Below are 13,185 nucleotides of genomic sequence, written 5' to 3' on the forward strand. Positions count from 1 at the left end.
AGCTCGCAACTACCAGTCAAACCCTCACGCGCCCTTGCCGTTTATCGCGTACGCCGAGCGCAAAAATACGTCCGTACCCGACAGCAGCGCGCTCTCATCAAAGTCAAAACAGCTGTTGTGATGTCCTGCGGCAAGCTTTGTGCCTATCATCAGATATCCGCTCTTACCGCCGTTTTTTTGCACTTTTTGCATAAAATGCGCAAAATCCTCGCATGCGCTAAAAGTAAATTCTTTCACTATCAGATCGTTATTTATATAAGGCGACTGAATCGCTGCTTTCTCATAAAGCTCGGTTATCTCGGGGCTACTATCTCCGCCGCTGGTACCGCCCGTAAGCTTTACCTCGTAATCCACGCCGTGAATCATGCTTACACCCTTAATGATATCCATACATTTGTTAAACATAAATTCATTAAGCTCCGTAGTCTCTCCCCGAGTTTCGCAGGCAATAAATCCGTTTGGCGCGATCACGTTTCTACCCTCTCCCGCCTTTAAAACACCCACATTTATACGAGTTACTCCATCGGCGTGACGCGTGATAGCATGCATATTTATAGCAGCCTCGGCAGCTGCAAGTAGTGCATTAGCTCCTTCTTGCGGAGCTCCTGCGGCGTGGGCTGAGCGACCCGTGAAAATAACATCAAATTTAGATGTCGCCAGAAGCTTGTTGGTGCCGCAAATTATGCCTGCATTTACTTTAGCTTGAAACCCGATATGTCCGCCAAGCAGATAATCCACATCATCAACCACGCCCATAGGCTCCATGCCTACTGCACCGCGCGTGCCCTCTTCTGCTGTTTGGAATATAAATCTGAATTTGCCGTTAAAATCATCTAAATTTTCAGCTATGATCTTTGCAAGTGCAAGTCCTATCGTGATGTGTCCATCATGTCCGCAGGAGTGCGTAATACCGTCTATATCGGCTCTAAAACCCTCTTTTACGGGTCTATGGCTCTCATCTTTGCTCTCGGTAACATCCACGCCGTCGATATCAAATCTAAACGCCGTCATCTTGCCTGCCCTACCCGTATCGATATCCGCAACTACGCCTGTAAGCCCATCCTCCATAAGAGGCAAAAATTCCTGCTCCTCTTTACTCAGCAGGCTTTTAGCTCTTTCTATAGCCTTTTGCGCAGCTTCAGGAGAGCCAAGCCCTTGTCTGGCATCCGGCTTTACTATCTCGCGCCCCATTTTTAGGCTATATCCATAGTCTTTTAGCTTCTTAGCTATGCTGGCGGTAGTAAAAAATGTAAACCAACCCGTCTCAGGATGTGAGTGATAAAAGCGTCTGTGCGCTATCATTTCATCTTTTAAATTTTCGACTTTAGTTTGAATATGATCCATATTTTCGCTCCTTATATTAAATTAGAAATCTTAATTGAATATTATAACTCAAATTTAATTCTAAAAACTTAAAAATCAAATTAAATTTAATAAATCGTATTTAAAAATAACTATTTTTTAATCAAATATTTAAAAGTTTATTTAAGTTCAGATTTTAGCTTAATTATGCGATCATAAGACTCTTCTATGCGCTCTTTTTTGATCTTTTTGGAATTTATGGCATCGACAATCACTTGAGTAATATACTCGCTAGTTCTGCGCTCTCCTATCATAAATTCGCTAAATAGCAGTATATCTCCACCGGCATTTATGAAATTTACAACTTTTTGCGTCATGCTAAAACCATTCAGTCCGCCCATCAACATATCATCACTTATAACTACACCATCAAATTTCAAATCTTTTCTAAGTAAATTGCCTATAATATCATTCGACATAGAGGCAGGAAACTGCGTATCTCTATCTAACAAATAGACATGAGATATCATTATTAGCTTGGACTTATCCCTTTTAATCGCATCATAATAAGGTTTAAGCTCGCTATAATCAAAATTTTCTAGCACTGTCTTTTCTATATGTGAATCTGTTTTTGCCGAACCATGACCAGGAAAATGCTTAAGAGTCGTTAAAACTCCAACCTCACTAAAGGCATCTAAAAATTCATTAGCGTATAAAGAAACCTCATCTATATTTTTACTAAAAGCTCTATTTTTTGAGGCAATTATCAGAGAATTTGTATTTAGCAGATCAACAACGGGAGCAAAATTTAAATTTATACCAAGATCTTTTAGCTGCTTTGCCATCTTTTTATATAGCTCGTTGGCACCGTTTAAATCAAGAGTCTTGGCAACCTCGCTGGCAGAGATAAAGGTATTAAATCCTTTTTTATCCTTAAATCTAGTGACATTCCCACCCTCTTCATCAATTGCAATAAAAATTCCACTTTGAGCTGATTTTAATGCAGAAGTTATCTTTTTTAAATTGTCTTTTGTGCTTATATTTTTTCCGAATACAATAACTCCGCCAAAACGTTGATATTTTGCATCTGATACTACGGACATGGTATCATTTAAGCTTGAGCCGTTAAAACCAACCATTATCATCTGAGCTATCATTTTGCGAAGCGTAGGTCTCTCTTGGGCTAAGGAAATACAACCAAAAAACGTAAAACAAAGAAATAAATTTAAAATTTTTTTCAAATTTTATCCTTTCATAGGAGGCTTTAAGCCAAATTTGAATTAGAAGTTAGTGAAATTATGCCTTCTATTTAGAAGATCGTTTAAGCTCTTTTGAATCTCTTTCCCATTTAGCATTGCAGCTACTTCATTTACAATAGGAGTATAAATTCCCTCTTTTTTAGCAATTTTTTCTATGGCATAAGATGTATCTATACCTTCAGCCACCTCTCCTAAATCATTTAGTATCTTATTTAAGCTCTCATTTTTAGCAAGCCCTAAACCCACTCTATAATTGCGAGAAAGAACGCTTGAAGCTGTTAAAAACAGATCTCCCGCTCCACTCAGCCCTAAAAATGTCTCATCTTTAGCTCCAAAATGTTTGCCAAATCTAGCCATTTCCACAAGCCCTCTTGATATAAGGCTGGCTCTGGCATTATTTCCAAGCCCAAGCCCATCACAAACTCCACCGGCTATAGCTATGACATTTTTATAAGCTCCGCAAATTTCAGCTCCTATAACGTCATCTGAAACATAAGCTTTCATATATTTTGGAAATAGTTTTGAAATCTCACTTGCAAGCTCTAAATTTGTAGAATTTACAACAAGAGCGCAAGGCATTTCATTTTGAACCTCTTTTGAGAAAGTTGGTCCTGAAAGAAAAGCTAAGTTTTCTTTTTTTGTATGTTCTTCATAGATTTCGTTTAGAAATTTTGAACTTTTAGTCTCTATTCCCTTAGATGCTACTAAAATTTTTTGATTGTAATTTTTAAAATTTGCTTTTAGCCAATCACTTGTAGCTTGAGTGGGGATAGTTATAACCAATAATTCGGCTTTCATAGCCTCATCAACACTCACAAAATGTGAAATTTCACGAGCAGTACGAGAGCTTATTACGCACTCATTATTTCTAGAAAGTGCATGAAATAGTGCGCTTCCCCATTTCCCAGCTCCAATGACAGCTATTTTCATCTTAAAGCTTTGTTTTTAAGAGCTCGTTTACTTTTGCTGGATTAAATGCACCCTTGCCCTCTTTCATAATCTGTCCTACGAAGAAGCCAAAGAGCTTATCCTTGCCACTTTTATACTCGGCAACCTTATCAGCATTTGCATTTAAAACAGAGTCTATTATAGCTAATATAGCTCCGTCATCACTTACTTGTTTAAGCCCTAATTTTTCTATAGTATCATCTACGCTTATATCGTTTTCCATAAGAAAATCAAGAACATCTTTAGCGGCCTTTCCGCTTATGGTGCCGTCCTCTATTCTATTTAAAAGAGTTGCCATCTTAGCGCTATTAACCGGGGAATTTTCAATAGTAACTCCGTTTTTAAGTCTACCAAGAAGTTCAACTAATACCCATGTGACACATAATTTAGGAGAGATTTTAGTATCTATTAGATCCTCAAAATATCTAGCGGTCTCAACGGTGCTTACAAGATTATTGGCATCATCTTCTTTGATTCCATAATCCTTAATATATCTAGCTACTTTTTGCTCCGCAAGCTCAGGAATCTTAATCGCTTCATTATACATATCATCAGGAATTTCTACAGGAAGCAGATCAGGATCTGGAAAATATCTGTATTCGGCACTATCTTCTTTACCTCTCATAGATTTGGTTACTAAATTTACAGTATCAAAAAGGCGTGTTTCTTGACAAACTTCCTTGCTGTAAGTGCCGTCTTCCCACGCTATACTTTGACGCTCCACCTCATAATCAATTGCTTTTTGAATAAATCTAAAAGAATTTAGATTTTTAATCTCAACTCTTGTATAAAGCTTAGTGTCGCCTTTTGGTCTAATGCTTACGTTAGCATCGCAACGAAAGCTTCCTTCTTGCATATTTGCATCACTGATATTTAAAAATCTTAAAATAGAGTGAAGCTTTTTAAGGTATGCTACGGCTTCGTCACTGCTTCTCATATCAGGCTCACTTACTATCTCAAGCAAAGGAGTTCCAGCGCGGTTTAAATCCACAAAGCTCACACTTCCTTCGTGAACGTTTTTACCAGCATCTTCTTCAAGATGTGCGCGGTTTATGCCTATTCTTTTTTTCTTCCCGTCTACATCTATATATAGTTCGCCTTTTTCCACGATAGGAACTTCAAATTGAGAAATTTGATAAGCCTTTGGAAGATCCGGATAAAAATAGTTCTTTCTATTAAAAATCGATCTTTTATTAATAGTTGCATTTATCGCAGTTCCAAAACTAATAGCCTTTTTCACAACCTCTTTATTTAGAACCGGCAAAGCTCCAGGAAGAGCTAAACATATCGGACAAACATGAGTATTTGGCTCATCTCCAAAACTTGTAGAGCAAGAACAGAAAATTTTAGTCTTCGTATTGAGCTGGGTATGAACCTCAAGACCAATTACAACTTCAAACATAATTAACCTTTGTATTTCTTAAATTTTGGAAAATATTTTATCAATTATTTCTTTTAACTTATCTAAAATTCGTTATTTTGAGTTGATTTTATAAGTTGCAATAGAGATAGTAGTGTTTAAAAAAGAAAAAATACCGCCTAAATTTAGGCGGTATAAGTTTAAAATCAGTGTTCTTCTGTTGCCAATGCGCCAGCGAGATACACAAAGGTAAGCATCATAAAAATAAATGTTTGAAGAATTGCCATAAGTGTCAAAAGTGCGTATGCAGGAAGTGGCGCTATAAAAGGTGCCAAAGCAAGCATAACAAGCAAGAATAAATCGTCTCCTTTAATATTTCCAAAAAGACGGAAAGATAAAGATACTATACGTGATAGATGCGATATGATCTCAACAAAGAACATAAGAGGAGCAAGTGCTTTACTAGGTCCCATAAAATGAGCAAAATACTTAATAACTCCGTTTTTCTTAATACCCTCAAAATGATAAAACACAAATACAATCAAAGCCAAAGTAAGAGTCATATTTAAACTAGCAGTTGGCGACTCAAAACCAGGAATTATACCCATTACGTTGCTTGTAAAGATTATAAGTCCTATAGTAGCAACAAGAGGAAGATATTTTCTAGCCAAACTCTCGCTTCCTAATACATCCTTGCCCATAGATATAACGGCCTCTAAATATGCCTCGAAAACATTTTGAGTGCCGCGCGGAACAAGTTGCATGTTTTTAACCGCAAGTTTAGAAAAAGCTATAACTATAACAGCAGCCAACAAAAAGTGCATTGCATAAGTAAACATGTGCATAACGTGCTTATCGCTTGTAAATTGAGAAGCGATTACATTAGAGAATAAAAATAAATTTTCTTCCATGTGCTAACCTTAAATTTATAAATTTTCAGGTGATTTTAGCAAAATTATTGTTAAAAGTTTTTTAAGATTTTTGAGTTTTGTCTCTATGTTTAGGCGATTTCGTTAAATTATAAATTTCACTCTAAAAAGTAAGAGTAAAAAAGTTTCAAAATAGTAGCTCCCACCACAATCAAAAACATAGTTTTAATAAATTTAACTTCTTTTTTAATAACTAAATTTGACCCTATAAAAGCTCCAAAAATTTGCCCTACTCCCATTAAGATTCCAATCACCCAAAGCATATTTCCAGAAATGATGAATACACCCAAAGAAACTATATTGCTAATAAAATTTAAAAGCTTAGTATGAGCAACTGCCTTTTTCATGTTAAGTCCTATTAAAGCAACCATTGCAAATGTCCAAAACGATCCTGATCCTGGTCCGAAAAAGCCATCATAAAATCCTAAAATAAGTCCAAAGGCAACATAAAAAACCTTATAGTTCATTCTAGAAGCCTTATCACTCTCTCCTATTTTGGGCATAAAAATAGTATATATAAAGATTGCTATCAATAAAAATGGTATCATGATTTGTAAAAATTTTGGATTTAAAAACAATATCAAAGTAGCGCCGGTAGCCGCTCCGATAAAAGTAAAAATAATTCCCAAAAAGGCTTCTTTATAATTAATCATTCCCTTTCTAGTAAAATTTAAAGTCGCAGTAAAACATCCAAATGTGCCTTGAAGCTTATTTGTAGCAAGCGCCATATGAGGAGGAACTCCCATAGCCATAATAGCAGGAAGAGTGATAAGCCCTCCACCTCCTGCAATAGCATCTACAAAACCGCCTAAAAATGCCGCTCCAAAAAAAATACAGTAAGCCAAAAAATCAAATTCCATAAATTTCCTATAAAAAATTAATGGCAAATAGTATTACAAATTTTTAAAATTTTTAATTAAATTTGTTTTTAAGAAAGAAAAAATAAGAGCTACAGATAAAAACAGGAGATATCGATCAAAACGATCGATATCTTTAAAATTTATAAAAATTAGTTAATAACACCGCAAACTAATCTAGGACCGCCACCGCCTAATGGCTTTGGATGATCGTGGTGATTGTCTCCACCAACGTGAATCATTAAAGAGTGTCCCTTAAGCTCGTCAAGTTTTTTTATCTTAGGAGCTAACACAGGATAAACCGCATTGCCGTCGTGGTCAGTAAAAAGTGCAGGCAAATCACCCTTGTGTCCTTTGTCATCCCATGGGAATGAATGTTTTTTAGCGTCTGTTGGATCCCAGTGTCCGCCAGCTTTCATGCCTAGACCTTTTTCTGTGGCTCCACAATCAGGATTAACGTGGATATGGAATCCGTGCATTCCAGCCTCAATACCTTTTAGGTTTGGAAAAAAAGCTACACCATAATTTGTCTCTATAGCAACCACCTCTCCTACTTTCATATTACCCTTTTCGCTTAGTTGTTCCATAGGGATAACTAGGTGTTGTTGAGACTTTGGATCGAACTGATGACCCTCATGTGCAAAAAGCATACCGCTTAAAACGGCGCTTACCAATAAAATTTTTTTCATTTACTCTCCTTTTAAAAAGTTAACGTAACTATATCACAACATTGTAAACAAATCTTAAGAAAAATCATCAAATTTGAATTTTTTTATATATTTTTTGATTTATATTTATTTTTTTAGAAATATTTTATCTATCTCTCCGCTCTGTCCGATTCTATACAGAGCAAAATCATATTTAATAGGGTCAAGATAGTCAAATTCTCGAAGTTTGTTTGTCAGCTCTAAAACGGCATTAAAATCGTAACTCTTTCTATCTATAAGCCCAAGTCTTAAAGATACTCTGTGAGTATGAACATCAAGCGGCATCAAAAGCTCGCTCTTAGGTAAATTTTTAAAAATTCCAAGATCAATATCGGTATCTCTTACCATCCAGCGCATAAACATATTATAGCGCTTATAAGGAGAAATCGGCTTACTGTCAAAGGCTCTGCCAAAGAAAAATTCATATCCGTCCGAACGGTAAGAATTTAAAGAATATATAAATTTTATAAGTTCATTTATCCCATCTATCATGAGTCCGCTCTTGTCAAAGCCACTCTTTATGATAGTCTCCATATCGGCTTCTTTTTTAAGTCTGGAAAAAGTTATAAAAATTTGCCTCACATCCTCTATATTTTGGAAGCGATATTTAAAATTTTGCAAATTTTCACAGATGTTTTTTTCGCTCTCATCAAAAAGGCTAAAATTTAAAGACTTTAAAAATTTAACTATCTGTTTAGCGCTACCGTATCCAAACAAGGCGCAAATAAGTGCGATATTTGGCTCTTTATAAATAGTGGCTACCTGAAGCGGATCATCCGCATTATAAAGCCCGTCCTTAGTATTTTTACTAAGAACATGGCTATCAAGAAGCTCTTTTAAATCCATTATTGTTTAAGAGTAAGTAGAGTATCTAGCATCTTCTCTACCGTAGTTATTACTTTGGCTGCCGCACCATAGCTTGATTGAAAGCGAATCAAATTCGTAAGCTCTTCATTTAAATTTACTCCGCTAATTGACTGATGTTCGCTCATGGCAATCTTATTTATAGCGGTATTCGCATCATTTAGCTCATTTGTAGCCTGAGTTTCGCTTGCAATATCTGTTGTCAAAAATCTATAAAATCCCTCTATGGTTTCGATTTTATCGGCATGCTTGTTAGAATAAAAATGTATCTTATTATATTGAAGCTGAACCATCTCGTTTGCTACATCATTATTGCCAGGAGTTGGATTTGAGTATGCTTTAAGCTTATGAGGATTGCTGATAAGCTCACTTTTTACACTCATATCCTTTGCGTTCGTGCCTTCAAAAAATCTATTTATACCGATAATTCCCGGGAAATTTGTTCCATTGTCAATAAATGCGATACTATATTCGCCCGAATGTCTAATAGGGGATACTCCAAACATTCCCTTATTAGAAATCGGATCATATTGATAATATGCCTTAAAATAGTCATTTACGTCGTTTAAGATGTTATTATCGTTGTTATCGTCAGTATCTGCGTTAAAATCTTTTACTATCGAAGTCCCCCTAGTTGGATCGTTCATCGAAGTAGAGGCATCGATCTTTATACTCTTTCTAGCAACCTCTTGCCCTTGATTGTTATAAACCACCACATCAAAGCTTCCGTGTTTTATATCGTCATTAAAGTTCATTAGAGTTCTGGATGGATCTAAAAACGATAACTCATCGGTATTGATGCCCTCTACAGCAGATTTTGAATAGATATTATTGGTTTCGTTTATTATGCCTTTGGCAAGAGTATTTAGATTATCGATATACTTTTGTATAATTCCATCCTGAAATTCGCCACTATCATCGATATATCTTCCTCTTAGATCTAAGGCAGCACCCAGTTTGCCTCCGGTTATCTTACCAGCCATATCTACTCGCTTGCCATCTTCTCTCTCGTAATAGATATTGTTAAAGTCAAATTTATTAGCCGAGCTATCTAGAGCAAGAGGATGAAATGTCACACCATCTACTATAGTAAATCCGGAAATATTTAGATTATATTTTGCGCCTGTATCGGTAACAGTAGGATCTATATCTGCTCTGCCTTGAAGCTCGCCTTTAAATGCAGTCGCGTTTACAAGCCTTGAGATTGCAAGCTCTAACTGATCCCTTTTATCTCTAAGGTCATTGGCTCTAGTTGTGCCTATCGATTCCACGCGCATTATCTGCTTATTTATCTCAGATATCTCTTTTGCGTATTTATTTATCTCATTTACAGCAACTTCTATTTGAGAATTCACGTCTTGTTGTATTTTATATAGCATCTTTACGCTATCTTGAATACTCTTTGATAGAGTTGAAGCCGAATTTAGCAGATGTATCTTTTGAGAAGCTTCGGTAGGGTTTGAAGCGAATTTATTCCAGGCATCAAAATAATTTTGTATATCGCGACCTATTCCTACGCTTTGCAAATCGGGAAATCTCTTTGAAATTTCCTCAAGCATTCTCTTTTTGTATTCGGAAAATTCAAGATTACTTCCGGCACTTCTTAGCCTGGTAAATGTAAATTCGTCATGAACTCTTATTATAGTATCTACCTGAGTTCCTCTACCGACATCTCCTGGAATACTATGCTCAGGCTCTCTAGCTGACTGAACCACACGTTGTCTTGTATAATGCTCGTTATCTGCATTTGTTATATTGTGACCTGTTGTTGTTATCTGCATTTGAGCCGCATCAAGCCCACTTATACCTATGTGTAAAGAGGAAAAAATACTACCAGCCATCTTTTAAACCCTTGCTTTAAATAGACTCTCAGGAGTCGGCTGACTCTTGAAATATCCATCGCTATCTTTTTTATTATGAAACATATTAGAAACCAAACTATCAAAAAACTCTTTAACAACCACAACGTATTTTGCATACTCTTTGTTTTTTTCGTGAAGCTCTTCAAGCTTGCCACGCATTTTTACCAAATTTGACTTTATGTCATCATCTAAAATACTTGCCAAATCGGTGCTGTTATGCTCTTTTGAAACTCTAACAAGCTCCTTATCAAGCATTGATTTTGTAGCTTCAAATTTTTTTACGAGTTGATTTTTTTTACTTACACTCTCTTCTACGGTTGAGTGCTTAGCTTCTTTTATGTTTTTTATATCTTGAGTAGTTACGGCTATAAGCTCATCAAGAATGCTTATAGCCTCTTGTAAATATTTTTTAAGCATTTTGTCCCTTCTGTTTTTACATCAAGGACAAAAGCTTATCAGATAATCTCATCTGCAATAGCGCGTGCAGTTTTTGATAGATCTATCTTGTAAGTTCCATTAGCGATAGACTCGGCTATTTTAGCTACTTTGCTCTCGCTCTTATCCTGGATGTTCTCTTTGTTTTCGTTCTTTTTAATTTCACTGTTAGGTGAAAGTTGGCTCGGGCTAACCCCAGCTTTTACGCCGATTGAACCTAGCATTTTCATACCTTTAAATATATTTATTGCTAAATCGGCATATTTTTTAAATACTTAAGTCCTCTCTTTTAAAAAATTAAATAGCAATTCACTAAATCCTAAATTTCCGCTCAAAGCTCTACTCATAGTATCGTTGTACATAGATGAGTAAATTTTATCTCCGGCATCCTTTGGAAAAAGAGGATTTTCGTCCTTTAAAGCGATATCTAAAACACTTTTAACCAAAAACGCCTCAAAGGCATCAGTCTGCTCTTTCAAAAGCTTATCGTTTTCGCTTTTGCTTCTTGTAATCGAATTTGTGGCTATGTTGTTATATGCGTTTATAGCCAACTGGTTATCTATATTCATTATATTATCTCCAAATCAACGTGTATTGCGCCGACTCTTTTTAAATTTTCTATTATGGCTATTATGTCGCTCGGACTAGCGCCTAGTTTGCTTAGAGCCCTTGCTATGCTTGCTATAGTTGTGCGCTCTCCGCTAACTTTTAGCATATTGGCGTTTGCATCTACGGCTATTCCGTCTTGAAGATCGATAGTTCCGTTTCCAGCATCGTAATAGGAATTTGGCTCTATTTTTATCGTAATTTCCTTGTGTGTTATCACCACAGGATCAACAGTAACATTTACTCCGCTTACTATAGTTCCGGTTTTTTCGTCTATTATGACCTTGTCAAGCGCCTTATATTCGACGTCAATATTTAAAACTTGAGCCAAAAATTCAACCATGCTAACGCCATTTGGTCTATTTATCTTAACAGTTCTTGGATCAATTGCTATTGCGGTTTCACCGCTTACTTTTAAATTTATAGCGTTTTGTATATTTGAAGCGGTACTAAAATTTGACTCTTTAAGGCTTAAAAATATAGCCTCTTGATTATATATATCATAAGTTATCTCGCGCTCCACAAAAGCTCCACCAAAGATAGTTCCAGCCGTTGCGTGATTTCCTGAATTTCTACCCTGACTTTTGCCACCTATAGTAAGAGAGCCTTGAGCCAAAGCATATATATCTCCATCAACGCCCTTTAGTGGGGTCATAAGAAGTGTTCCGCCTTGCAAACTTTTAGCATCGCCAATGGATGATATGGTCACATCAAGCTTATCACCCTGTCTTGCAAAAGCCGGAAGCTTTGCCGTAACTATAACAGCAGCCGTGTTTTTAGATTTTATATCATCCGGACTTATCTTTACATTTACTGTTTGAAGCATATTTGAAAGCGATTGAATCGTAAATTCCGAGCTTGAACCATCTCCTGAACCATTAAGTCCTACTACTAATCCATAGCCTATGAGTTGGTTCTCTCTTACTCCTACGACATTTGCTATGTCTTTAATCTGCGCAGCATTTGCAAAAACACCGAGAGATAAAGCAAGCAACATCGATGAAATTAGCTTCATTGCAATCCTTTTTTATTTTTAAAGGATAAAAGCAATAAATATTCCAAAAATTTATGAATAATATGTAAGAGTTGTATTTCCAAATTTCTTTGATTTTTGAAGAGTAAATTTTCCAATGTCTTCAGGAAATTGATAGCTGCTAATATGCTCTATTACGACCATATAAATTCGTTTTTTGTCTAAATTTCTTATCAAATTTATACACTTTTCATAAATTTGACCAAATCCCTCCCTAATATCAAATGGTGGGTCAAGATATAAGATAACATCTTTCAAATCTCGTCTATTTAAAATTTCAAGAGTAAGCTCAAAGGTGTCTCCATTAAGAATCTCCAAATTTGACTCATCTATATTTTTTGCATTTTCTCGCGCTATCTTAAAAGCATTTTTATCAAGTTCTATTGCGATTGCGCTTTTAGCATCATTACTAAGCGCTTCAGCCGCCATGAGAGCGCTTCCGCCAAATGCCTCTATAAAAATTTTACTTCTTAAATCATACCTCATGCTATCAAAAAAAGAGCCCTTGACTATACTTTTCGTGCTTCTTGTAGTATCAAGAGATGGCAAAAGAAGCTTTTTACCTTTAAATTTACCGCTTGAAATGGTGCTAAAAAGTTTTTTCATCTATAAAGCTTTATAAGATTGATAAGATCTTTTTTAAATTTATCTATAAGGATACTAATTTCATGCTCAATATCTAAATTTTGAGCCATTTGTCTAGTGCCGGCACTTGGAATTTGAATGGCTGAGTAAAATTCCTCAAGTGTATTTAAAAGTGTCTCTTTAGTAAATGGGATTTTTAAATGAGCGGAATTAGAAGATATAATAAATACGGGTTTTTTGCTCTCGATCTTTCTATCTGATATTATAAAATCACAATCTTTTTTATGCGCTACATAATCTTTCAAAAATAATTTAAGCGAATTTTCAAGCAAAATACAATCACAGTCAAATGAAATTTTCATATACATTCCTTATAAATTAAGCAAAATCTTAACAAATTTAAGCGTAAATTTTAATTAACTATATAGTATAAAGAAA

General features: G+C 35.6%; 15 protein-coding genes. All 15 read right to left on the reverse strand.

From position 1 onward, the window contains the following. Nucleotides 1–24: 24 nt before the first annotated feature. A complete protein-coding gene (locus tag CDOM16190_RS04015) occupies nt 25–1,344 on the reverse strand; it encodes an amidohydrolase (protein ID WP_170018985.1) in 1,320 nt (439 codons plus the stop codon). Between the two features lie 137 nt (nt 1,345–1,481). After that, the gene (locus tag CDOM16190_RS04020; RefSeq protein ID WP_249934110.1) at nt 1,482–2,543 is read right to left on the reverse strand and encodes a glycoside hydrolase family 3 N-terminal domain-containing protein; all 1,062 of its coding nucleotides are present in this window, start codon (nt 2,541–2,543) and stop codon (nt 1,482–1,484) included. Between the two features lie 39 nt (nt 2,544–2,582). Continuing rightward, entirely contained in the window at nt 2,583–3,491 is a 909-nt protein-coding gene (locus tag CDOM16190_RS04025; protein ID WP_169973969.1) for an NAD(P)H-dependent glycerol-3-phosphate dehydrogenase, read from the reverse strand. Between the two features lies 1 nt (nt 3,492). Beyond that, the gene (gene gatB, locus CDOM16190_RS04030; protein WP_170018986.1) at nt 3,493–4,911 is read right to left on the reverse strand and encodes an Asp-tRNA(Asn)/Glu-tRNA(Gln) amidotransferase subunit GatB; all 1,419 of its coding nucleotides are present in this window, start codon (nt 4,909–4,911) and stop codon (nt 3,493–3,495) included. A 164-nt stretch (nt 4,912–5,075) separates the two neighbouring features. Then, nucleotides 5,076–5,780, reverse strand: a complete 705-nt coding sequence (locus CDOM16190_RS04035) for a F0F1 ATP synthase subunit A (protein WP_169973965.1) — start codon at nt 5,778–5,780, stop codon at nt 5,076–5,078. A 116-nt stretch (nt 5,781–5,896) separates the two neighbouring features. After that, nucleotides 5,897–6,658 (reverse strand): TSUP family transporter, encoded by a 762-nt coding sequence (locus CDOM16190_RS04040; RefSeq protein WP_170018987.1) that lies wholly within the window; start codon nt 6,656–6,658, stop codon nt 5,897–5,899. A gap of 149 nt (nt 6,659–6,807) precedes the next feature. Next, nucleotides 6,808–7,344, reverse strand: coding sequence for a superoxide dismutase family protein (locus tag CDOM16190_RS04045; protein ID WP_170018988.1), 537 nt, complete (start codon nt 7,342–7,344; stop codon nt 6,808–6,810). A gap of 105 nt (nt 7,345–7,449) precedes the next feature. Then, nucleotides 7,450–8,208, reverse strand: a complete 759-nt coding sequence (locus CDOM16190_RS04050; RefSeq protein ID WP_170018989.1) for a TIGR02757 family protein — start codon at nt 8,206–8,208, stop codon at nt 7,450–7,452. Then, the gene (gene flgK, locus CDOM16190_RS04055) at nt 8,208–10,067 is read right to left on the reverse strand and encodes a flagellar hook-associated protein FlgK (protein WP_170018990.1); all 1,860 of its coding nucleotides are present in this window, start codon (nt 10,065–10,067) and stop codon (nt 8,208–8,210) included. The genes CDOM16190_RS04050 and flgK overlap by 1 nt, the downstream gene beginning before the upstream one ends. Before the next feature lie 3 nt (nt 10,068–10,070). Then, nucleotides 10,071–10,505: a flagellar export chaperone FlgN gene (gene flgN, locus CDOM16190_RS04060; RefSeq protein WP_170018991.1), complete on the reverse strand. Its 435-nt coding sequence runs from the start codon at nt 10,503–10,505 to the stop codon at nt 10,071–10,073. A 38-nt stretch (nt 10,506–10,543) separates the two neighbouring features. Beyond that, the gene (locus CDOM16190_RS04065) at nt 10,544–10,747 is read right to left on the reverse strand and encodes a flagellar biosynthesis anti-sigma factor FlgM (RefSeq protein ID WP_170018992.1); all 204 of its coding nucleotides are present in this window, start codon (nt 10,745–10,747) and stop codon (nt 10,544–10,546) included. 51 nt (nt 10,748–10,798) lie between these two features. Continuing rightward, complete coding sequence (locus CDOM16190_RS04070) at nt 10,799–11,092, reverse strand: rod-binding protein (RefSeq protein WP_170018993.1); 294 nt, start codon at nt 11,090–11,092, stop codon at nt 10,799–10,801. Further along, nucleotides 11,092–12,144, reverse strand: coding sequence for a flagellar basal body P-ring protein FlgI (locus tag CDOM16190_RS04075; protein ID WP_170018994.1), 1,053 nt, complete (start codon nt 12,142–12,144; stop codon nt 11,092–11,094). Before CDOM16190_RS04075 ends, CDOM16190_RS04070 begins: the two co-directional genes overlap by 1 nt. 51 nt (nt 12,145–12,195) lie before the next feature. After that, the gene (locus CDOM16190_RS04080; protein ID WP_170018995.1) at nt 12,196–12,768 is read right to left on the reverse strand and encodes an RsmD family RNA methyltransferase; all 573 of its coding nucleotides are present in this window, start codon (nt 12,766–12,768) and stop codon (nt 12,196–12,198) included. After that, the gene (locus CDOM16190_RS04085; RefSeq protein WP_170018996.1) at nt 12,765–13,109 is read right to left on the reverse strand and encodes an ornithine carbamoyltransferase; all 345 of its coding nucleotides are present in this window, start codon (nt 13,107–13,109) and stop codon (nt 12,765–12,767) included. Before CDOM16190_RS04085 ends, CDOM16190_RS04080 begins: the two co-directional genes overlap by 4 nt. Nucleotides 13,110–13,185 lie beyond the last annotated feature (76 nt).

It is taken from the genome of Campylobacter sp. RM16190 (assembly GCF_012978835.1).
Taxonomy (GTDB): Bacteria; Campylobacterota; Campylobacteria; order Campylobacterales; family Campylobacteraceae; genus Campylobacter_A.

What these genes read in the sequence shown, in the direction of transcription:
- CDOM16190_RS04015 (WP_170018985.1), bottom strand. Translation starts at nt 1,344, where the DNA reads ATGGATCATATTCAAACTAAAGTCGAAAATTTAAAAGATGAAATGATA.
- CDOM16190_RS04025 (WP_169973969.1), bottom strand. Translation starts at nt 3,491, where the DNA reads ATGAAAATAGCTGTCATTGGAGCTGGGAAATGGGGAAGCGCACTATTT.
- gatB (WP_170018986.1), bottom strand. Translation starts at nt 4,911, where the DNA reads ATGTTTGAAGTTGTAATTGGTCTTGAGGTTCATACCCAGCTCAATACG.
- CDOM16190_RS04035 (WP_169973965.1), bottom strand. Translation starts at nt 5,780, where the DNA reads ATGGAAGAAAATTTATTTTTATTCTCTAATGTAATCGCTTCTCAATTT.
- CDOM16190_RS04040 (WP_170018987.1), bottom strand. Translation starts at nt 6,658, where the DNA reads ATGGAATTTGATTTTTTGGCTTACTGTATTTTTTTTGGAGCGGCATTT.
- CDOM16190_RS04045 (WP_170018988.1), bottom strand. Translation starts at nt 7,344, where the DNA reads ATGAAAAAAATTTTATTGGTAAGCGCCGTTTTAAGCGGTATGCTTTTT.
- CDOM16190_RS04050 (WP_170018989.1), bottom strand. Translation starts at nt 8,208, where the DNA reads ATGGATTTAAAAGAGCTTCTTGATAGCCATGTTCTTAGTAAAAATACT.
- flgK (WP_170018990.1), bottom strand. Translation starts at nt 10,067, where the DNA reads ATGGCTGGTAGTATTTTTTCCTCTTTACACATAGGTATAAGTGGGCTT.
- flgN (WP_170018991.1), bottom strand. Translation starts at nt 10,505, where the DNA reads ATGCTTAAAAAATATTTACAAGAGGCTATAAGCATTCTTGATGAGCTT.
- CDOM16190_RS04065 (WP_170018992.1), bottom strand. Translation starts at nt 10,747, where the DNA reads ATGCTAGGTTCAATCGGCGTAAAAGCTGGGGTTAGCCCGAGCCAACTT.
- CDOM16190_RS04070 (WP_170018993.1), bottom strand. Translation starts at nt 11,092, where the DNA reads ATGAATATAGATAACCAGTTGGCTATAAACGCATATAACAACATAGCC.
- CDOM16190_RS04075 (WP_170018994.1), bottom strand. Translation starts at nt 12,144, where the DNA reads ATGAAGCTAATTTCATCGATGTTGCTTGCTTTATCTCTCGGTGTTTTT.
- CDOM16190_RS04080 (WP_170018995.1), bottom strand. Translation starts at nt 12,768, where the DNA reads ATGAAAAAACTTTTTAGCACCATTTCAAGCGGTAAATTTAAAGGTAAA.
- CDOM16190_RS04085 (WP_170018996.1), bottom strand. Translation starts at nt 13,109, where the DNA reads ATGAAAATTTCATTTGACTGTGATTGTATTTTGCTTGAAAATTCGCTT.